The 22543-nt window shown below is 37.2% G+C and carries 21 protein-coding genes; 1 reads left to right on the plus strand and 20 read right to left on the minus strand.

The window, feature by feature from the left end:
• Positions 1–5 precede the first annotated feature (5 nt).
• From smc to Q9B79_RS08330, 10 genes are all read right to left on the minus strand, one after another.
• Positions 6–3575 carry a chromosome segregation protein SMC gene (gene smc, locus Q9B79_RS08285; RefSeq protein ID WP_306183364.1) on the minus strand — a complete coding sequence of 1190 codons (3570 nt, stop codon included), beginning with the start codon at positions 3573–3575 and terminating at the stop codon, positions 6–8.
• Positions 3576–3722: 147 nt separating this feature from the next.
• The gene (rncS, locus tag Q9B79_RS08290; protein ID WP_001146876.1) at positions 3723–4460 is read right to left on the minus strand and encodes a ribonuclease III; all 738 of its coding nucleotides are present in this window, start codon (positions 4458–4460) and stop codon (positions 3723–3725) included.
• Positions 4461–4518: 58 nt separating this feature from the next.
• On the minus strand, positions 4519–4752 hold the full coding sequence (gene acpP, locus Q9B79_RS08295) for an acyl carrier protein (RefSeq protein WP_000786062.1): 234 nt from the start codon (positions 4750–4752) through the stop codon (positions 4519–4521).
• Positions 4753–4821: 69 nt separating this feature from the next.
• Positions 4822–5562, minus strand: a complete 741-nt coding sequence (gene fabG / locus Q9B79_RS08300; protein ID WP_016718306.1) for a 3-oxoacyl-[acyl-carrier-protein] reductase — start codon at positions 5560–5562, stop codon at positions 4822–4824.
• On the minus strand, positions 5562–6506 hold the full coding sequence (gene fabD, locus Q9B79_RS08305; protein WP_306183369.1) for an ACP S-malonyltransferase: 945 nt from the start codon (positions 6504–6506) through the stop codon (positions 5562–5564). Before fabD ends, fabG begins: the two co-directional genes overlap by 1 nt.
• A 14-nt stretch (positions 6507–6520) precedes the next feature.
• A complete protein-coding gene (gene plsX / locus Q9B79_RS08310; RefSeq protein WP_064475001.1) occupies positions 6521–7513 on the minus strand; it encodes a phosphate acyltransferase PlsX in 993 nt (330 codons plus the stop codon).
• Positions 7510–8103 (minus strand): transcription factor FapR, encoded by a 594-nt coding sequence (gene fapR / locus Q9B79_RS08315; RefSeq protein WP_000747352.1) that lies wholly within the window; start codon positions 8101–8103, stop codon positions 7510–7512. The genes plsX and fapR overlap by 4 nt, the downstream gene beginning before the upstream one ends.
• Positions 8104–8191: 88 nt before the next feature.
• Entirely contained in the window at positions 8192–10240 is a 2049-nt protein-coding gene (gene recG, locus Q9B79_RS08320) for an ATP-dependent DNA helicase RecG (RefSeq protein WP_306183372.1), read from the minus strand.
• Between the two features lie 286 nt (positions 10241–10526).
• Complete coding sequence (locus Q9B79_RS08325; protein WP_306183374.1) at positions 10527–12203, minus strand: DAK2 domain-containing protein; 1677 nt, start codon at positions 12201–12203, stop codon at positions 10527–10529.
• Between the two features lie 22 nt (positions 12204–12225).
• Positions 12226–12588, minus strand: coding sequence for an Asp23/Gls24 family envelope stress response protein (locus tag Q9B79_RS08330; RefSeq protein WP_000021109.1), 363 nt, complete (start codon positions 12586–12588; stop codon positions 12226–12228).
• 376 nt (positions 12589–12964) lie between these two features.
• Between Q9B79_RS08330 and rpmB the strand changes: the two genes are divergently transcribed.
• The gene (gene rpmB / locus Q9B79_RS08335) at positions 12965–13153 is read left to right on the plus strand and encodes a 50S ribosomal protein L28 (protein WP_000124776.1); all 189 of its coding nucleotides are present in this window, start codon (positions 12965–12967) and stop codon (positions 13151–13153) included.
• 73 nt (positions 13154–13226) lie between these two features.
• On the opposite strand, the gene spoVM is transcribed toward rpmB, so the two are convergent.
• From spoVM to def, 10 genes are all read right to left on the minus strand, one after another.
• Positions 13227–13307 (minus strand): stage V sporulation protein SpoVM, encoded by an 81-nt coding sequence (gene spoVM / locus Q9B79_RS08340; RefSeq protein ID WP_001213599.1) that lies wholly within the window; start codon positions 13305–13307, stop codon positions 13227–13229.
• Positions 13308–13373: 66 nt separating this feature from the next.
• On the minus strand, positions 13374–14054 hold the full coding sequence (locus Q9B79_RS08345; protein WP_306183379.1) for a thiamine diphosphokinase: 681 nt from the start codon (positions 14052–14054) through the stop codon (positions 13374–13376).
• Positions 14055–14153: 99 nt separating this feature from the next.
• Positions 14154–14798 carry a ribulose-phosphate 3-epimerase gene (gene rpe, locus Q9B79_RS08350; RefSeq protein WP_306183381.1) on the minus strand — a complete coding sequence of 215 codons (645 nt, stop codon included), beginning with the start codon at positions 14796–14798 and terminating at the stop codon, positions 14154–14156.
• Positions 14799–14800: 2 nt separating this feature from the next.
• Positions 14801–15682: a ribosome small subunit-dependent GTPase A gene (rsgA, locus tag Q9B79_RS08355; RefSeq protein ID WP_306183383.1), complete on the minus strand. Its 882-nt coding sequence runs from the start codon at positions 15680–15682 to the stop codon at positions 14801–14803.
• 252 nt (positions 15683–15934) lie between these two features.
• Positions 15935–17908, minus strand: coding sequence for a serine/threonine protein kinase PrkC (gene prkC / locus Q9B79_RS08360; RefSeq protein WP_306183385.1), 1974 nt, complete (start codon positions 17906–17908; stop codon positions 15935–15937).
• A gap of 8 nt (positions 17909–17916) precedes the next feature.
• Positions 17917–18669, minus strand: coding sequence for a Stp1/IreP family PP2C-type Ser/Thr phosphatase (locus Q9B79_RS08365; RefSeq protein WP_306183387.1), 753 nt, complete (start codon positions 18667–18669; stop codon positions 17917–17919).
• 4 nt (positions 18670–18673) lie between these two features.
• The gene (rlmN, locus tag Q9B79_RS08370; RefSeq protein ID WP_048530542.1) at positions 18674–19762 is read right to left on the minus strand and encodes a dual-specificity RNA methyltransferase RlmN; all 1089 of its coding nucleotides are present in this window, start codon (positions 19760–19762) and stop codon (positions 18674–18676) included.
• A 4-nt stretch (positions 19763–19766) separates the two neighbouring features.
• Positions 19767–21101, minus strand: coding sequence for a 16S rRNA (cytosine(967)-C(5))-methyltransferase RsmB (rsmB, locus tag Q9B79_RS08375; protein ID WP_306183390.1), 1335 nt, complete (start codon positions 21099–21101; stop codon positions 19767–19769).
• Positions 21098–22042, minus strand: coding sequence for a methionyl-tRNA formyltransferase (gene fmt, locus Q9B79_RS08380; protein WP_000598791.1), 945 nt, complete (start codon positions 22040–22042; stop codon positions 21098–21100). The genes rsmB and fmt overlap by 4 nt, the downstream gene beginning before the upstream one ends.
• 23 nt (positions 22043–22065) lie before the next feature.
• The gene (gene def, locus Q9B79_RS08385; protein ID WP_000279468.1) at positions 22066–22536 is read right to left on the minus strand and encodes a peptide deformylase; all 471 of its coding nucleotides are present in this window, start codon (positions 22534–22536) and stop codon (positions 22066–22068) included.
• Positions 22537–22543: the final 7 nt, after the last annotated feature.

Here is a 22543-nt window from a genome sequence, read left to right on the forward strand (position 1 = left end):
CCTTCCTATTTGCTTGCAACTAGTTCTTCTCCATCATCTAAACGAACCGAGACAAGTTTAGATACCCCTGACTCTTGCATTGTTACACCGTACAATACGTCAGACTCTTCCATCGTACCTTTTCTATGTGTAATTACAATAAACTGTGTCTCATCACTAAATTTCTTTAAATACTGGGCAAAACGGGCAACGTTCGCCTCATCAAGAGCAGCCTCTACCTCATCTAGTACACAGAATGGAACTGGGCGCACTTTTAAAATACCAAATAACAGCGCAATTGCTGTTAAAGCACGCTCTCCACCTGAAAGTAAACCTAAGTTTTGCAGTTTCTTCCCTGGCGGTTGCGCTACAATATCAATACCTGTATTTAGTAAATCCTCTGGATTCGTCATGACTAAATCCGCTCTACCGCCTCCGAACAATTCAGAGAATACCGATTGAAACTCCATTCGAATTCCTTCAAACGTAGTAGAAAAGCGTTTTTTCATTTCTTCATCCATTTCAGTAATAAGTTGGTGCAATGTCGTTTTCGCTTCTTCTAGATCATCTTTTTGCTCTAGCAAGAATGTATGACGCTCTGCTACACGCTCATATTCATCAATTGCTCCTAAGTTTACTGTACCTAGCTCTTCGATAGATAGTTTAATTAATTTCACCTTTTTACGTGCATCCTCAGCAGGCATCACCATTGTATACTTCAATTTTGCCGCTTCAAATGAAATTGTATATGTTTCACGTAAATGTTGTAATCTATTTTCTAACTCTACATCAAGTCGGTTAATTTTTACTTCTTGATCTTTCAACATCTCAAGAATGTATTTATGTTTACCTGTTGTTTCTTTCAGATTACGTTCTAACTGTTCTACTCTCTCTTGTAACGATACACGTTGTTCACGACGAGAGCGAATTAACTCTGAAGTTTGATTACGATCGTATGCTTTCTTCTCAATCATATTCGTAATTTGCTCTTCACCACTTGAATTCGATGTCATTTCTTGTTTTAAGAATGCTAAGTCCTCTTTCGTTTTAACAAGCGTTGCATCTGTTTCTTCTTTTTCCTTCGTCAATCGTTCAACTTTTTCTTTTTGGTTAGATAAGCGTTGTTGCTTTTCAGCTGCCAACACTTTTAACTCTGTCATTTCTTTTTGAACTTTTTCTTTCGAAGAATGCTGCTCACTTTTTTGTTTTGTTAAAGCTGCAATATTGCTATCTAATTCCGTAATCTCTGCTTGAAGGGTCGCTAAAATCTTTTCTAGCTCTTCTTTGCGCCCTTGCATTTTCACTTGATCTTGCAAGAACCCTTCAATCTCTAAATCATAAATTGATAAACGATCATTAATACGATGTTCTTCTAATTCTAAGCGACTAATTTCTTCCCTTAATTTCTGTTCTTCTACACGCTCTACCTCTACACTTTGTCTCAGTTCGCGTATTTGTACTTCTTTTTCTTGAATTTCTTGCTTTACTGCTTTAACAAAGTTTTCTAACTTCGTCGTTTTTTCTTCCATATCAGTTAACTTGTTCGTCCACTCTTCTAGCTCACGTTGACGTCCTAATAAAGAAGATTTCGCCTGTTTTACCGCTCCACCTGTCATAGAACCACCAGGATTCACTACATCACCTTCGATTGTTACAATGCGATAACGGTATTGTAGTTGTTTCGCCAACTCATTCGCCCCGCGTAAATCTTTTGCAACAATAACAGTACCTAACAAATTCGAAACTACATTTTCATATTTATTGTTATATTGCACAAGTTCTGCCGCCACACCTACAAACGATGGGTGCTGATTTACAATACGTAATTGCTCAAACGATAACGATCTACCTTTAATAACAGCTTGTGGTAAAAACGTTGCTCGTCCATGTTTATTTTGTTTTAAAAATGCAATTGCATTACGAGCATGCTCTTCTTTTTGTACGACAATATGCTGTGTTGCTGCACCTAGAGCAATCTCCATTGCAACTTCATATTCTTTCGGTACCGTTAGCAGTTCCGCAACAGCACCCTCGATACCTTGCAACCTATTTTCTCTAGCTTTTAATACTTCACGTACCCCTTGATAGAAACCAGAGTAATCTTCTTGCATCTCTTCTAGCATTTCTTTTCGAGAACGTGCCTGTTGTACAAATTGATACGCTTGATACAGTTTTGTTTCGTTTTCACTATACTGTGCTTTGCATTTCCCAAGTGCCGCTTCTGTCTTTTGTATATTCGACAGGATTCCAGCTACTTTTTCTTTCACTTGTTCATAACTTTCCACAAGTTTCGTCTTTTTCGCTGTAATTTCCATACGCATTTCTACATATTTCGCATTTTCTTCATCAAGGCGTTCATTTTTAGAGTTTTGTTGTTTAGATTGTTCTTCAATCATAGATAATTCATTACGATGACTAGCTTGTTGATTTAAAAGCTCAATATAGTCACCTTTTAAATTCTCAATTTGTTCCTCTAAATTGTCAGCAAACGTTGCAAGTAATTGCTCATTATCATGCAATTTCGTCTCCAACTCTTTTACTTGATTTACAAATTGCATCAACACTTCTGTACTTGATTCTATCTCACCATCATAACTTGTAGCTTTCGCAGTTAATTCAACAATTAACTGTTCGAGTTGCGCACAATGCGTCGTTGCATTTTGCTTTCTCTCTTTTAATAGCTCACGCTGCCCTTCTAACTTTTCTAGTTCTTTACTAGAAAGAAGAAGTACTTCTTGCAGGGAATCTACAGACTCATCTACTGCTTGTAATTGGCCTCGTAATTCCTCTAGCTCTTCTTCACCTTTTTGTAAATGTGTTGACATTTTCGCTTCTTCGTTTTTATTATGCCCAAACTGATTTCGAAGCGCTTCCCATTTCTCATGTAATTCTTCAATTTCATGTACAATAAGCGCCGCTTCTACTTTCTCTAATTCTTCTTTTTTCTCAAGATAATCTTTCGCAATAGAAGCTTGTCTTTCTAAAGGTTCTACTTGACTACTTAATTCGTGAATTATATCTTGTACACGATTTAAATTTTCTTGTGTATCTGCTAATTTCCCTTCAGCTTTCTTTTTACGAAGTTTGTATTTCAGCACTCCCGCCGCTTCTTCAAATACACCACGACGTTCTTCTGATTTACTACTTAAAATCTCTTCAACTTTCCCCTGGCTAATAATCGAAAAAGCTTCTCTTCCCATACCAGAGTCCATAAATAAGTCGATAATATCTTTCAATCTACATGATTGTTTATTAATATAAAAATCACTATCACCAGAACGAGATACACGACGCGTTACACACACCTCATTATATTCAATCGGTAAACGTTGATCCTCATTATTTAAAGTTATCGTTACTTCAGCAACATTAACTGCTCTTCTCGTATCACTGCCTGCAAAAATAATATCTTCCATCTTTGCACCACGTAATGATTTTGCCGATTGTTCACCAAGTACCCAGCGAATGGCATCAGTAATATTACTTTTCCCGCTTCCATTAGGTCCTACTACAGACGTTACACCTGGGACAAAATCAACAGATACACGCTCAGCAAAAGACTTAAATCCTGCTATTTCTAATCTTTTTAAAAACACGAAAGGCCTTCCTCCTATTCTCCGTTGCTATAAATGTTGTTTATACAAAAACAAACTATTATACGGATTTCCTTCCCTTACACTTACAAACGAAAGGAAAGTTTCATTCTATGCACAAGGAATCCCCCTCATTCAAAGGGGGATTCCTTATAGTTGTTCTTTTAACTTTTTCAACGCTTCTGCAGCAGCTTGTTGCTCTGCTTCTTTTTTTGACTTACCACTACCAAGACCTAAAGCCACGTTATTTAACGTAACACGTGACACAAATTCTCGATTGTGAGCTGGTCCTTTTTCTTGCAAAATTTGATACTCAATATTGCCACTACCATCACGCTGAATCAACTCTTGTAATTGACTCTTATAATCCATCACATGAGAAAAAGCACCTTCATTAATTTTAGGGTATACAATTTCTTTTAGGAAGCCCCATACTGTTTCTAGCCCTTGATCAAGATAAAGGGCACCAATAAACGCTTCAAAGACATCCGCTAATAAAGCTGGTCGTTCACGTCCGCCTGTCATTTCCTCACCTTTTCCTAATAAAACAAGGCTACCAAATGACAACTCGTTGGCAAAACGAACAAGAGATGGTTCACATACAATAGCTGCACGTAGTTTTGTTAACTCTCCTTCGCTCATTGTCGGATATTTTTGAAACAGATACTGCGATACAGTAAGTTCCAATACTGCATCTCCAAGAAATTCGAGACGCTCATTGTCTTCATGCGGTTTTTTTCGATGCTCATTCACATACGATGAATGCGTAAATGCTTGAATCAATAATTTTTCATCTGTAAACGTAATACCTATCTTTTCTTGAAATACTTTAAACGCTTCACGATATTTTGTTTCGTATTTTTTTTCTCTATATTTACGGTACGGCATAGGTCCCTCCAGATATAAGCCGAGAAGCCCCGCTAAAAAACGGGACTTCATTCAAGCATTATAGATGACTCTCTATGTAAGTCACAGCATCGCCAACAGTAGCAATCTTTTCAGCATCTTCATCAGAAATTTCCATTTCGAATTCGTCTTCTAATTGCATTACAAGTTCTACTACATCTAGGGAGTCTGCTCCTAAATCTTCCTTGAAGCTTGCAGCTGGTACTACTTCTGTTTCTTCTACTCCTAAACGATCAACGATGATTTTTGTTACACGCTCTAAAACATCTGCCATTCCATTCACCTCCCCTCAAATATTATATTAAATATTGTCCAAAAAAACTAGCTGAAATCGATTCTTTTATTACATTACCATACCGCCATCAACATTTAACGTTTGACCTGTAATATATTTGCTTTGATCAGAAGCAAAAAATGTTACAGCATTCGCGATATCTTGCGCCTCACCAAACTGAGCTGCAGGAATTAATTTTAACATTTCAGCTTTTATATTTTCATCTAATACGTCTGTCATATCTGTCGCAATAAATCCAGGAGCAATTGCATTTACAGTAATATTACGGCTCGCTAACTCTTTTGCTGATGTTTTTGTTAATCCAATTACACCCGCTTTAGCAGCAACATAGTTTGCTTGTCCTGGGTTTCCCGTTACTCCGACAACAGAAGCGATATTTACAATACGTCCATGACGTTGACGCATCATATATCGAGATACTGCCTTCGTACATAAGAATACACCTTTTAGGTTTGTATTAATAACTGTATCCCATTCTTCTTCTTTCATACGCATTAATAAATTATCTTTTGTTACACCTGCATTATTTACAAGAATATCAACTTGTCCAAATGCATCTACAGTTTGTTTCACCATAGTTGTAACGTCTTCAGCATTTGCAACATCTGCTCTTACTGCAATTGCATCTGAACCTAATTTCTTTATTTCATCAACTACTTCATTTGCCTTTTGCTCGTTACCAGCATAATTCACTACAACATTTGCCCCTTGTTTTGCTAAATCAATCGCAATTGCACGACCGATTCCACGTGAAGCACCCGTTACTAATGCTACTTTCCCTTTTAACATCAGTTTTCTCCTCTCAAATTCGAAATGGTATCTTGTAATGTCTCTTCATCATATATCGCGTATGCTTTCACTGATGAATCAATTGACTTCATAAGTCCAGCAAGTACTTTCCCAGGTCCAATCTCAATAAATGTATCTACCCCTTGACTCACCATGTATTCAATGGATGGGTACCATAAGACAGGCGAATAGAGCTGCTCAATTAGCTTTTCTTGAATATGCGCACCACTTGTAATAACGTCTGCTGTTACATTTGCGATAACCGGAATATTCGTATCTTGAATTGTAATTTCATTTAAGACACTTTGGAATTTCTCCGCTGCTGGCTTCATAAGCGAAGAGTGGAACGGTCCACTTACCTTAAGCGGAACAGCTCTCTTTGCACCATTTTCTTTCGCTCTTTGAGAAGCAATCTCGACTCCTTGCTTTGTTCCAGAAATCACAATTTGCTTCGTACTATTCATATTAGCAATTTGTACTGCATATCCTTCACTTGTTACTTCTTCTGTAACTTGTTTCAGCATATGTGGATCAGCACCTAAAATAGCCGCCATTGCACCTTCTCCGCCAGGAACAGCTTCTTCCATATATTCCCCACGTTTCCTTACAGCATATACTGCATCTTCAAAAGTTATTGCACCCGCCGCTACAAGAGCGCTATATTCACCTAAACTATGCCCTGCGACAAAGTCTGGTATAATATCATACTCTTTTAAAGCTGTCAAAATAGCAAAACTCGTTGTTAATAAGGCCGGTTGCGCATTTGTCGTTAACGTAAGCTTGTCTTGCGGTCCTTCAAAAATCACTTCCGAAAGTGAATCTTGCAATACCTCATCTGCTTTTGCAAATACATTTGCAACCTCTTTATTATTCTCTGCTAACTGTTTACCCATTCCAACTGCCTGTGAACCTTGGCCCGGAAAAAGAAATGCTAGTTTTCCCATTTCAAATCCTCCTCTTATTGGAGTGGCTCTTTCTCCATTACGCTTGAAATAGTAGGAATAACTTCTTTCGCTACCATTTCTCTCGTCTGACGAATCGCACTAAATATCGATTGGTCATTGGAAGAACCGTGAGCCTTAATGACAGGAGCCTTCAATCCAAATAATGCCGCTCCTCCATACTCCGAATAATCCATTTTATCTTTTAATACCATAAGTTTTGGCTTTAATACCGCTGCTGCTAATTTGCTCGTAAACGAACTCATTAACTGTTCTTTTAACATAGAGAATAATGCAAGTGCTGTTCCTTCTAATGATTTCAGTGCTACATTCCCTGTAAACCCATCACATACTACAACATCTGCTACACCTTGCAATAAATCTCTTGATTCAACGTTCCCAACGAAATGAATTGGGGCATCCTTAAGCATTGCAAAGACTTGTTTTGAAAGCTCGTTACCTTTGCCATCTTCTGTTCCAACGTTTAAAAGTCCAACGCGAGGATTTTTAATTCCTCTTACTTTCTCAGCATATACAGATCCCATTACTGCATATTGATATAAATGAATTGGTTTTGCATCAACGTTCGCTCCAACATCTAACATAACAAAACCTTCTCCATCAACAGTTGGCATTGTAGGGGATAAAGCTGGTCGCTCAATTCCTTCCATACGACCTACAACAAACAATCCAGCCGCCATTAAAGCTCCTGTGCTACCAGCTGATATACAAGCATCCGCTACACCGTCTTTCACTTGCTGTGCTGCTAGTACCATTGAAGCTTGTTTTTTTCGACGAACGGCTCTTACTGGTTCATCTGTCGATTCGATTTTTTCATCTGTATGAAGTATAGTAATTCGTTCTTCACTCGTTAAGTATTGACGAATTCCCTCTTCTTTCCCTACTAACGTAATATGTAAATCTGAATATTCCTTAATAGCTTTCATTGCTCCTAGTACGACAGCCTTTGGAGCATGATCGCCGCCCATTGCATCTATTGCGATTTTCATAAGTTGTTACCTTCCTCACTATAATTACTAGATCGATACATTTCAAAAGTGCCTGTGAAAACAAGTTCTTCTCCAACAAAGCTACGCACTTTGACAACCGTCCGTCCTTTATCATTCTCTACATCTTCAACGCGCGCTTTCGCAACGACACGCTCTCCTAATTTTACAGGACGAATGTATCGAATGGTAGACTTTGCAGTTAATGCTAATTCTTCATCAATAACCGCAACAGCTAGTGAGTTTGCTTGTGCAAACAAATGATGCCCACGAGCAATTTGATTTCTTTTAAATACGTGTTCTACCTTCACTTCAAAAATAGAAATCGCATGTCTATCTAATTCTATATCGATAATTTCTCCGACAACCTCTTCTAACGGTAAAGATTTCACATCTTCTTCATGTTGCTTTGTAGCTACATGTTTAATTCTTTCTCTTAATTCAGGAATAGATAATTCCATACGATCAAGACGTACGGTTTGTATACTCACCTGAAATTTTTCTGCTAAATCTTCATCCGTAATAAAAGGATTCGTTTCTATAGTTTGTTGTAATAATTCTTGTCTTTCTTTTTTACTTCTTCTTTTTTTCATACCGCACCATCCATTTTTATGACTAGGTACTAACAGTAGTATATAATCATTAAAAGTAGAATGCAACAAAAACTTTCGTTGCCTCCCTTTAATCGAGCTTCTCTCCCTGGAACACACCTGTCCCGTCAAGATACTTACGCAGCGACGCATATTGATCATTATGCCAAAATGCTTCTGAATCTACTAGTAACGCCGCATCTTGTCTAGCTGTTTCTAACGCTCGATAATCATGTACCATATCAGCAACCTTGAATTCTGGTAAACCACTTTGCTTACTCCCAAAGAAATCTCCAGGACCTCTTAACTCTAAATCTTTTTCTGACAATACAAATCCATCATTCGTTTCGGTCATAATACGCATTCGCTCTTTTCCTGTTTCCGATTTCGGATCTGCGATTAATAAACAATACGATTGTTCACTACCACGACCAACACGCCCTCTTAGCTGATGAAGCTGCGATAAACCGAAACGCTCAGCGTCATAAATAACCATTACAGTCGCATTCGGTACGTTCACACCTACTTCAACAACTGTTGTCGATACAAGAATTTGCACGTTATTTTCACTAAATTGTCCCATTATCTCTTCTTTTTCCTGAGATGATAATCTTCCATGCATTAATCCGACTTGACATTTCCCTTGATAATGATGAGTCAACATACTATGTAAGTCGATTGCATTTTGTACATCCAGTTTCTCAGATTCTTCAATAAGAGGACAAATAACATATGCTTGTCTCCCTTTTTTGATCTCTTTCTCTACAAAACCTAGAACACGGTCTAACATATCATGTTTTGCCCAGTATGTTTCAATTACCTTTCTACCAGCTGGCATCTCATCGATTATAGAAACATCCATCTCTCCAAATGCAGTAATTGCTAACGTACGCGGAATTGGTGTTGCTGTCATAAATAAAACGTCTGGACTTTCACCTTTTTCCCTTAAAACTCGTCGCTGCGCTACACCAAACCGATGTTGTTCATCAGTAATCACGAGACCTAACCTATGAAAAATAACTTCATCTTGAATTAAAGCATGCGTTCCAACAAGGATGTCTATTTCTCCTTGTTCTAATTTTGCCAAAATCTCTCGACGTCTTGCGCCTTTAACCGAACTTGTTAATAATTCCACTTTCATACCAAAGTGCGAGAACGTCTCTGCGAGCGATTGATAATGTTGTTCTGCTAAAATTTCTGTAGGAACCATTAAAGCACCTTGATAATGTGCTAATTTGGCTGCATAAAGCCCAATTGCTGCAACCACCGTTTTACCAGAACCTACATCGCCTTGCAACAGACGATTCATTCGATAAGGAGATGTCATATCTTTCATAATTTCATCCACAACACGGCGTTGTGCGCCAGTTAACGGAAACGGAAGTGCATCAATAAACTCTTGCAATTCTGCTGAAGGAATTTCTTTTTTCGTCCCTTTCGAATTTTCTCTCTCCATTTTCCGTAATGTTTGCATTTTCAACTGGAATAAGAAAAATTCCTCATATACAAAACGGCGACGCGCTTGTTTTAAATCTTCCTGTCCTGTTGGAAAATGCAACGCCCGAAGCGCTTCATAACGTGGCAATAATTTATATCGACTTAGCAATCCGTCAGGCAACACTTCGACTATAGAATCTCCGTACTCCTTTAGCGCTTGTGCAATAAAACGGCGCATCTGTTTTACTGTAAGCTTCCCTTTCACTGAGTATACAGGTTCTACTTCTTGTTGACGTACAACCGGTCCAAAATGAAGTTCTGATACTGCAATCGTTTGACGATGCTGATCCCATTTACCAGTAATCGTTACCGTTTCATCTAAAGTTAACTTCTGCTTATAGTACGGCCTATTAAAACATACAGCCGTAATTAAATAACGACCGACAAGGACACGAACCGTAAGACGCGATTTTTTCTTCCCATAATATTGTAGTAAAGGAGCACTATGAACCTTCCCCTCAACTGTTACGCGTTCATCATGCTTTACTTCAGCAAGATCTTTCATCGCGTAATCTTCATAACGGTACGGAAAATGCTCTAATAGATGAGAAACTGTATAAATTCCCATCTCGTGTAGTAATTCAGATGTTTCTCCTCCGATTCCCTTTACATCCGTAACAGGAACTTGTACAACTTCATTCAAGATTCTCACGCTCCGTCACATTATTTTCTTTCATTATCCATTAACGCGATTGACATCTGTAATCGCTCTCTTTCACCTTATATATTCTATCATAGGCATTCTAAGAGAAACTACTCGAATCCCTCATAAGCAACACGAAAGAAAAGAGCCTCACTATTAGCAGCAAGGCTCTTTTTTATCTTCAATATGCTAGCCTTTTGAATAAAAACTAGTAATAAACTTCATATTACTACTTATTATCCATTAGCAAGTAAATAATCCGTTTATTTCCAAAACGAATTATTTCTTATTCTACAGAGAAGATGAAAGAATACACCGGTTGGTTTCCAGCATGTACTTCTACTTCTGCATCTTCAAAGTTCTCTTCTACAAATTCAACTAACTCAGCTACTTCTTCGTCAGTTGCATCTTCACCTTGTAGAATCGTTACGATTTCAGAATCTTCATCAATAAGTGCTTTTAGTAATTGCTTCGCAGCTCCTACTTTTTCAGCATTTGTTGATACGATTTTTCCATCTGCAATACACATGAAGTCATCTTTTTGAATTGCTACACCATCAATTTCCGTATCACGTACAGCATACGTAATTTGACCAGTTTTCACATGAGATAAAGCTTCTTTCATGTTTTCTTCATTTTCTTCTAACGTTCCAACTGGATTAAATGCTAACATTGCAGCCATACCTTGAGGAACTGTTTTTGAACGAACTACAATTACTTCTTGATCGACAACTGACGCTGCTTGTTCTGCTGCCATCACGATATTCCCGTTATTCGGTAAAATAATGATTTTTTCAGCGTTCGCTTCTTCAATCGCCTTCACAATATCCTCCGTACTTGGATTCATCGTTTGGCCACCTTCGATAACTTTCGTTGCGCCAATGCTCTCAAATAAAGTTTTAATACCAGATCCCATAGCTACAGTTACGATACCGTACGGTTGCTTCTCTTTAGACTGACTAATTGGCTCAGGCATCATAGCAGGCTCATCTAATAAAGCAGTATGCTGTTCACGCATATTCTCTACTTTAATCTTGATTAAACTACCGTAACGTTGTCCGTAGTTCATAGCGTCTCCAGGATGCTCTGCATGAATATGAACTTTTACAATCTCATCATCAGATACAACTAGTAAAGAATCACCATACACACTAATATCTTCACGGAATTTTTGTTCAGAGAAATTATGTTCTTTCACTTTTTCAGCTTCTAATTTCACCATGAACTCCGTACAATATCCATACTTAATATCTTCTGTACTCAATTGGCTTTGTACACTACGGTGATGTTCTGCGCGTACCATTTCATTCATAGATGGTTGCGTCGGCGCATCTGAAGAAATTGTTTCTCCTTTTAAGTCAGCTAAAAATCCTTCGTATACAACAACAAGACCTTTACCACCGCTATCTACAACGCCAACTTGTTTTAATACAGGTAATAAATCCGGCGTACGATTTAACGATGCATTTGCTTCTTTCACAACGTCTTCCATAAACAAAACAAAGTCGCGCTGTTTTTTCGCAACTGTTACTGCATATTTACCCGTTTCTCTAGCAACCGTTAAAATCGTTCCTTCAATCGGTTTCATAACCGCTTTGTAAGCCGCTTCTACTCCAGCTTCTAAAGCTTCAGCAAAATCAACTGTTGTTAATTCTTCTTTTTGCTCAATAGATTTTGAGAAACCACGGAATAACTGAGATAAAATAACTCCAGAGTTACCACGAGCTCCCATTAATAATCCTTTGGCTAAACTTACGCCGACTTTACCAGCGTGTTGTGAAGGATTTGCTTTCACTTCACGTGCGCCTGAAGTCATAGATAAGTTCATGTTTGTACCGGTATCGCCATCTGGAACTGGAAATACGTTTAATGCATCAACAAGCTGAACATTATTTGTTAAATTATTCGCTCCTTGAATGATCATTTGTGATAAACGTTTTCCATCAATTTTTTGAATTGACACAGATTTTCCTCCTTAATGCACATTACAAGTTTATTACTTTAACTCCTTGTACGTAGATGTTTACAGAATCTACTGCTAGTCCTACAGTTTGATCTAATGTATATTTCACTTTCGTCTGCACGTTATGTGCTACTTCTGAAATTTTCGTACCATAGCTCACAATAATATACATATCAATATGTACTTCATCTTCATCTTTACGAACGATAACACCTCTAGTGAAGTTTTCTTTTCGTAAAATGTCTGTTAATCCATCTTTTAACTGATTTTTTGATGCCATACCTACGATACCGTAGCAATCTACCGCGGCACCTCCAGCAATTGTTGCAATTACATCTGTACTAATATCAATTTGACCGTACTTCGTTTTAATTTCAATTGACATCTCGTTTTCCCCCTTCATAAATGGTGAAAGTGAGTTAGACTACTTTAGTTACTATCATATAATCTTTTTAAAGAAAATTCCATCGTTCTTTCTTTTCACTCTCATATTTTATGTTTTAAATCACATTTTTTATGATGAGCAAAATAGTCCATTGTTATTATACAACATGTACCACTATAATATGTCAAGCAATTTTTCTTGATTTCAACTTTTCTTCATTGATATGTAGTGTCAAGTAATTTTTCTTGATTTCTTTTTTCTACAGTGTTGCATTCTCTATTTAGTTGTGTTAAATTATAGTAGTGTTTTTAGCATCGCATAAAAGACTAACATTGAAAAATTACGTATGGTAAGGTATCAAGGGAGGGAAATATAAATGGCTCGTGTTTGTGCTATTACTGGAAGAAAAGCTCGTTCTGGTAACTCTCGTTCTCACGCAATGAACGCTACAAAACGTAAGTGGGGCGCTAACCTTCAAAAAGTTCGCGTACGCATCGACGGAAAAGTTCAACGTGTTTACGTTTCTGCTAGAGCATTAAAATCTGGCAAAATCGAACGTGTTTAATAATAAAAAAAAGAGCCGCTAGGCTCTTTTTTTACTATACCAATGAAAAAAGCACCGGTAATAGGTGCTTTTTTTAATCTTTTTTGAAGGTATTTAACATGGCACGAACAATTCCACCAAGAAATTTAGGTAACTTAATTGTATAAAATCTCATGGTTTCCCTCCTAATCCCCATTACTCCACTTGTTCACTATATGATGTAAGGAGCAAAATTGTTTCTTTAATCAGTGCTTCTTATCACCATTAATATGCCAGAAGTAAATGAAAAAGTACCTTTTTCCTCAACGAGTTCATTACTAATACAAAGTGTCGATCCCCACTCTATTGTTTTATTTGTTAGAGGATACTTAAAACCGAGCAATGTAATCCCTTCCACTATTTCAGTAACCGGTACAAAAGATACATAAGGGAAATTTTTATTTTCTTCAATTATATGTGTACCCACTTTTTTTACGCTTATTTCATTTTTATTGTCTACAATACACATTTCTATTCCTACTTCTAACCCTTTTAAAAGCATCTGTATATTTGCTAAACCGTGATCCAACCTTCCGCCAGTAGCACCAAAAATGCGAATTAATGCCGGATTTTGTTCTAACGCCCAGTTAATCGCAATCTCTAAATCTGTTTGATCTTTTTCACGAGGAACAATATGTAAATCATTTGTTTGCTGTCCCATCCATTCTAATTCCTCTTCAGTAACCGAATCGTAATCTCCAAATGCAACAGCTGGAGTAATCCCTCCTTTTAATAAACGATATACTCCTCTATCAACTGCCGCCCACACTACTTTTTCATTTTCATATCGAGAAAAATCTGCACAATATTCCGCAGGGCCTCCCGCTAAAATATGAATAATCATGTTTCCTTCCCCTTCTATTGTAAAAAGGCAATCTGCCATTCGGTAGATTGCCTTTTTACATATTTTTTCTCTATCCTTTATAAACAGTGAAAACCTAGTACACTAGAAGATTCACTGGGATAAAGACTCGTTCATTCATTATCCACGAATGACACGAATTGCTTCACCGCGGTCTTTTTGATTGTATACAGCTGATCCTGCTACAAGTACATTTGCTCCTGCTTCCACACAAAGTCTTGCTGTTTCAGCGTTTACACCACCATCAACTTCAATTTCTACGTCTAGATTGTGCTCTTTAACCATATCTGCAACTTGTTTAATTTTCGGTAATACAGAATGGATAAATTTCTGTCCACCAAATCCAGGATTTACTGTCATAAGTAATACCATATCGATATCTTCTAATACATGCTCAATCACTGAAACTGGCGTATGCGGATTTAATACAACCCCCGCTTTAATACCATGAGATTTAATTAACTGAATTGTACGATGTAAATGAGGACACGCCTCTACATGAACAGTAATAATATCCGCTCCTGCTTTTGCAAAAGTCGGGATATAGTTATCAGGATTTTCAATCATTAAATGTACATCTAATGGTAACGATGTAATCGGACGGATTGCTTCTACAATTAACGGTCCGATCGTAATATTTGGTACGAAATGTCCATCCATTACATCGACGTGAATGTAATCTGCTCCGCCCTTTTCTACATCTTTAATTTCTTCCCCTAATTTTGAAAAATCTGCTGATAAGATCGATGGTGCAATTTTAATCATAACTAATACCTCGGCTTTCTCTCTCTAATTTCTTCTACGAATTGTTTGTAATTCTTATAACGATATTCTGTAATCTTCCCTTCTTCAACCGCTGCTTTCACAGCACATTTCGGTTCAGAAAGATGTGTACACCCTCTAAATTTACAGTATTGGCTCGCTTCTTTCAACTCTGGAAAACAATATGTAAGATCTTCTACCTCGATATCTATGAAATCAAGCGAACTAAAACCAGGTGTATCTGCAACTAGTCCGCTTCCAATCGCAATCAATTCCACGTGTCTTGTCGTATGTTTTCCGCGTCCTAAATGCGAGGAAATATCATTTGTTTTCAGTTCTAACTCTGGACGTAAAACGTTAAGCATAGAAGATTTTCCAACACCTGATTGTCCTGCAACGACAGAAACACAACCTTCTAAGAATGGTTTTAAAATATCAATACTTTCCGATGTATTTATAGAAGTAAATAATACATCATATCCCATCTCACGATAGTCATTTGCATAAGATTCAACAGTCTCTCTCATTTTTTCATCTACTAAATCCATCTTACTAATGCAAATAATCGGTTTAATGTTATGATATTCGATCAGCACTAAAAATCGATCTAACAGTCCCGGATTAAAATCTGGTTCTACTGCGGAGAAAACAAGGATGGCTTGGTCAACATTAGCAATAGGAGGCCTAACAAGTTCATTTTTTCGATCAAATACTTCAAGCACGTATCCTTCAGTTGGATTATCTGCTTGAAAGACAACTTGGTCTCCTACCAGTGGTGTAATTTTATTTTTTCTAAACACACCACGCCCGCGACATTGTGTAATCCCATCTTCATGTTGCACATAATAAAACCCACTTAGAGCTTTTACAATTTTTCCTTCTGGCATATAATTCTCCTTTATTTTGTATAAAGTGAAGCTGTAATTAAAATTATTAAATAATGATTTCAAAACCCGTCATATATACAAGTTATTATATTTAACCTACCATCAAATTTAAAATATTATTTATAACAGTATCACTTTTATAGCTTTTTGAATCATATATTTTTGCCTGTTATACTTTCTACTATATGTAGACAGCATAACAGGCAAGAGTAATACATCCCATCCTCTTTAAACAGAACATGGAATTCATTATTATTGAGTCGGGTAAGGTACTTCTTTGTCGATAATCGTTACACCATCTCGCACAATTTTATAGTGTCCTTTTGTGCCTTCTTGAATTACAAATTCTAATGAAATAGTTGCCGACTCCGAAATTGTTCTAGTTTCAATTGGTCTATCCATTTTTTGTTGCATATCTTCTTTATAAATTTCTATCGTTTGTGGTTTTTTCTCACCTATTATAGAAGACTCATACGGAATAGAAATATTATCTACTTTCACTGTTTTCGTTACTTTCGGCTTAGGACCTTCTGAGATAACAATCGTCACTTTATCTCCTTCTTTTAACGGCGTTCCTGGTTTTGGAGATTGCGAAATGACAAGTCCTTTATCAACAGTATCAGAATACTCGCGTTTTATATCTGGAGTTAGTTTTCTCTCATTCAAATAACCATTTACGCTATTTTCAGTCCATCCTGAAAAATCACCTGGTCTAATTTGATAAGGACCTTTACTTACCCAAATTTTCAGTTCTTGTTCCGCTTCTACTACCATTTGATCCGGCGTCGGAATTTGCTCAACGATCTCACCTTTTGGCCTATCATTTTCAATATAATTTATTGTAACTTGCTTATATTTTTCTTCTAATTCATTCCTTATACTCTCAAAGTCTTTTCCTGTGAGATCACTCATCTTATTTTTCTTTTTTCCACCTGATTGATAGATAGTAATTTTAGAGTTTTCTTTCACGACTCTCCCTGCTACAGGGTCTGTTTTTATGACATCGCCGACTTCTACATCATCTGTATATACAATACTAGGTTCCGTAACCTCAAAACCCTTTTCAACTAATGTATTTACTGCTGTCGTATATTTCATACCAGCCACATCAGGGACTTTTACATCTTTTGGAATAAAGAATCCTGGAATAACAGTAAGCGCTAATGTTATTCCAATCGCTAAAAGTAAAAATGTTGTAATTAAAATTTTGAGCCATTTATTACTTCGTTTTTTCTTTTTATTTAATTTTGCTTCTTCGTTTCTTGTCTGTTCATCCACTTTACTTCCTTTTAAAACAATTGTTTCATCAGTTACATTTTCGAATAATTGTTCTTGTTGAATAATCGGAATCGCTTTTGTCGCTTCCATATCTTCCGGTATGTAAAATGGCTGCTCATTTATCCTCTCTGGATATAGCGCAGTTTCAATATCTCGTTTCATCGCATTGGCAGATTGATATCGATGAAACGGATCTTTTGCAGTTGCCTTTAATATAATATTTTCCACACTTTGTGGAATATTTTCATTCCATCTTTTTGGAGACGGAATTTCACTTTGTAAATGCTTCAAAGCTATAGCAACAGCAGATTCGCCAGAAAACGGTTGTCTTCCTGTTAACAACTCAAACATAACAATCCCTAGGGAATAAATATCTGATTGTTTATTTGCTATCCCGCCGCGCGCTTGTTCTGGTGATAGGTAATGCACCGAACCGAGTACCGAATTTGTATGTGTAATTGTTGTTGCACTTGTAGCTGTCGCAATTCCAAAATCTGTTACTTTTATTACTCCATCAGTTCGAATTAATATGTTGTGCGGTTTTATATCACGGTGCACAATTTCAAAATGATGGGCGTGTGCCATGGCGGATGTTAACTGCTCCATAATATCAAGAGCTTCTCCTATAGGTAACATCCCTCGCTCGATTATGTATTGCTTCAATGTTTGTCCTGGTACATACTCCATTACAAGATAATATATACCATCTTCTTCTCCGACATCATACATATTCACAATATTTGGATGCGACAACGTTGTAACAGACTGCGCTTCTCGATGGAAACGTTTAATGAACTCTTCGTTATTTGAATAGTCGAGTCTTAATATTTTTACCGCTACATCCCGGCCCAGTATTTCATCATGAGCTAAATACACATTGGCCATTCCACCGCCACCAATCATTTTCAGTAGCTTATAACGGTCATTTAAGCGTTTTCCAATCAGCACGTTGCACTTCACCTACTTTCGTTTGTCGAACCCGCATAATCAATAAGAACAAGGGTGATATTATCTTCCCCGCCACGATCATTCGCCAATTGAATGAGACGTTGTCCCTTAGCTTCTAGCTGTTCATTTAACTGTAAAATTTGTTGCATATCAGCAATAGAAACTTTGTTAGATAATCCATCAGAGCAAAGAAGTAACTGATCATCTTCCTCAAGCACTAATGTTTTAACATCTAATCCGACTTTTTCTTCTGTTCCTAATGCCCTTAACAAAACATTCTTTTTCGGGTGATATTCTGCGTCTTCTTTCGAAATTTCACCATGTCTCACAAGTTCATTTACAAGTGAATGATCTTCCGTTACAAGCGAGATTTCCCCCTCTGATATCATATAACAACGACTATCTCCTATGTGACCTATTGTCACAAAGTTTGGTGTACAAATTGCTATTATAAGCGTTGTTCCCATGCCGTTACATTCTACATGTTGCTTAGAGTACTCATATACACGCTCATTAATAATCCCAACACTAGTATGTAACCACTCTTCTACTTTTTTGGGCTCATTCATATTATGCGTTTGCTTCCAATAATCATGGAATAATTGAATGGTCATCGAGCTAGCTACATCACCAGCTCGATGACCTCCCATTCCATCTGCTACTACCGCTAAAATATTTCCATCTAAATTGTGAAAAACTCCCGCACTATCTTCATTATGTTGACGAACTTTTCCTTTATCTGATAGAAACACGGCTTTCATCTCGTCACCTCGTCTCTTCTTTGCGCTCCTTCGCACGCAACTGACCGCAGGCTGCATCAATATCATGACCTTGTTCACGGCGAATCGTTACATTTACTCCACGATCTTTTAACGTTTTTTCAAACAAGAAAATTTGTTCACGTGGTGTACGCACATAATCACGTTCAGGTACGTAGTTTACCGGAATTAAGTTTACATGACATTTTACACCTTTTAAGAGCGCAGCAAGCTCTTCAGCGTGCTCAACTTGGTCATTTTCTCCCCCAAATAGTCCATATTCAAAAGTAATACGACGCCCTGTTCTATTTACATAGTATTTAATAGCTTCCATTAAATCAGGTAGCTTATAAGCACGGTTAATCGGCATTAATTTTGAACGTAATTCTGAGTTTGGGGCATGCAGTGAAATCGCAAAATTAATTTGTAAGTCTTCTTCAGCGAACTTATAGATTTTCGGGATAATTCCACTTGTCGAAACTGTCATATGTCTTGCACCAATATGAAGTCCTTTTTCATGATTAATAATGCGTAAGAATCCCATTAAATTATCGTAGTTATCAAATGGTTCTCCAATTCCCATAACAACAAGAGAACTTACACGTTCTTCGGATTCATCAAGTGCACGTTGCACTTCGACTACTTGTGCTACAATTTCTCCAGCTTCTAGGTTTCGTTTTAAACCACCAAGCGTCGAAGCACAGAACGTACATCCAATACGACAACCTACTTGCGTTGTTACACAAATTGAATTTCCATATTCATGTCGCATTAATACCGTTTCAATAGAATATCCATCATATAATTGGAATAAGAATTTAATTGTTCCATCCGAAGACGTTTGTTTTACTAAAGTGTTTAAAGTAGTAATATCAAAGGAATTCGACAATTTATCACGCAATCCTTTAGAAAGGTTTGACATATCCTCATAATTTTTTACACGTTTTTTATATAGCCAGTCAAAAATTTGCCCAGCACGGAACTTTGGTTCTCCTTGTTCCTTTAACCACTCTTGCATTTCATGAAGTTGTAAAGAGTAAATTGATGGTTTTTTCGTTTCTAAATTTTTCTTTTGTTTTCTCACAGTCGTTTCCACGATGCTACACCTTCTTCCTTAAACAAGCAATATAAAAGCCATCTGTTGCAAAATAATGCGGTAAAATTTGTACTTGACCTTCATCAATATACGGACTTAACTTTTCTGGCATACGTTCTTTTATCGTAGTATCCCACTCAAATTCAGGATGCTCTTGTAAAAATCGCTCTATTACTTGTTCATTTTCTATTTTTTCAATTGTGCACGTACTATAAACAAGGCGACCACCTTGTTTTAATAACGGTGCGATTTTTTCTAGTATTGCAAGTTGAATCATCGATAATCTTTCACTATCGCCTTTATCTTTACCTAACTTAATATCAGGCTTACGTCTAATTACACCAAATCCAGAACATGGGGCATCTACTAATATTTTATCAAACGTTCCATTTGCAAAATGCTCTTGCACTTTTCTAGCATCTAATGCCTTTGTTTCGATATTTTCTAGACCAAGTCGCTCTGCTTGTTGTTTAATTAAACGTACTTTATGTGCATGTAAATCAAGGGACATAACTTGACCAGTTCCTTTTAATCGCTCTGCAATATGCGTTGTTTTTCCGCCTGGAGCAGCACAACTATCAAGAACTACATCTCCCTCATCTGGTTCTAACGCGCGCGCTACCAGCATAGAACTTTCATCTTGAATAGAAAGAAAACCTTTTTTAAACGCATCTGTGTGCGCTACATTCCCTTTTTCAATTTGAATCGCATCATCTGATAAATCGCCACGCTTCGCTTCTATACCTTCACTAGCCAATAATTTAATTGCTTCTTCTACTGTTATTTTATCAACATTTACACGCGCCGTTGGTACAGGCGGTAACATGTTCACTTCACACATTTTCTCAGCAGTTTCTAAACCATATTCTGAAGCCCACTCTTGAACAAGCCAAACTGGATGGCTTGTTGCAATTGCCAAACGCTCTACTGGATCTTTAATTTCATCTACAGAAGGTACACCTTCTCTTTGAATCGAACGTAATACACCGTTCACCATACCAGCAATCCCTTTATGGCCGCGACGCTTTGCGATCTCAACCGCTTCATGAATAGCCGCTCTTTCGGGCACTCGGTCTAAATAAATCATTTGATATAAAGATAAGCGAAGCAATACTCTTACCCACGCCTCAACCTTCTTTTTTAAAAAAGGCTGTAAATAATAATCTAATGTGTCACGACGTTGAATCGTTCCATATACAATTTCAGTTAATAAACCAATATCTTTTCTATCAATTGTACTTTTTTCAATTAAATTATTTAAAAGTAAGTTACTATATGCACCACTTTTTTCTACTTGAATTAAACCATCAAGAGCTAATTCACGAACATTTTGTCTCATGCATTTTCTCCTAACTTCGTTCCAATTTCAGGTTTTGTGCCACGTAAAAATTGTGAACAACTCATACGCTTTTTACCAGAAGGTTGCAACTCAGTAACTTTAACACCCGTTTCATTACCAGTTGCTACAACAAAACCATCTTCTTCGATCGCAACAATCGTGCCTGCTTCAGCTGATTTCGTTACAGGTACTTTTTCTCCCCACCATACTTTAACAACTTGTCCTGCTAAAGTTGTATAAGCAACTGGCCATGGATTCAATCCGCGAATGTGATTGTATACTTCTTCACCTGTTTTTGTCCAATCAATTTTCTCTTGCTCACGTTTTATATTATATGCAAATGTTACTTCTTCTTCATTTTGTTTAATCGGTTCTAGCTTACCTTGAATTAATAAAGGTACTGTTTTAGATAGAAGATGCGCCCCTGCTTCACTTAACTTATCAAATAACGAGCCTGTCGTTTCACGCTCTTCAATTTCCACTTCTACTTGCGTTAAGATATCACCAGCATCCAATTTTTCTACCATATACATAATTGTAATACCTGTTTTCTCTTTCCCTTCCATAATTGCATAATGGATTGGCGCACCACCACGAAGTTCAGGAAGTAAAGAGGCGTGGACGTTAATACATCCATACTTTGGTGCTTCTAAAATTTCATTTGGTACAATTTGGCCGAATGCAGCTGTTACAATTAAATCTGGCTCTAATGCCAATACTTTTTCATATTCGTCTTTTTCACGAATTCTTAACGGCTGTAACACTGGAATACCATGTTTTTCTGCTTCCACTTTAACAGGTGTAGGTGTTAATACTTTCTTTCTGCCTACCGGACGATCTGGTTGCGTCACAACACCTATTACATCATAGCCATCTTCAATAAGACGACGAAGCACCGGCACTGAAAAGTCCGGTGTTCCCATAAATACTACTTTTATCATTTAAAAACCGCTCCTTTTAATACCTATTCTAATTCGTTTTCCTCATAATATCTCGTCACTTTCGATGTAAATAACACACCATGTAAATGATCGATTTCATGTTGAATTGCGCGCGCTAAAAAACCTTCTGCTTCTAGTAAAAATACTTTACCTCGGCGATTTTGCGCACGTACTTTAATATAATCCGCACGTTCCACTTCACCATAAAGTCCCGGGAAGCTTAAACAGCCTTCGGGACCTACTTGTTCACCACGTTTTTCTAGTATCGATGGATTGATTAACTCGATTTTCCCAGTATCATCACCGATATCAACTACCGCCACTTGCAAGCTTACCCCTACCTGAGGTGCAGCTAAACCGACTCCGTCCGCAATTAACATTGTCTCATGCATATCTTTCAACAATTTCACTAACTTTTTATCAAAGTTAATTACTCTTTCACACGGTGTTTCTAACACTTCATTTGGATGCTTTACTATTTCTAAAACTGCCATATTTCCC

It is taken from the genome of Bacillus sp. MHSD_36 (assembly GCF_030757775.1).
GTDB lineage: Bacteria > Bacillota > Bacilli > Bacillales > Bacillaceae_G > Bacillus_A.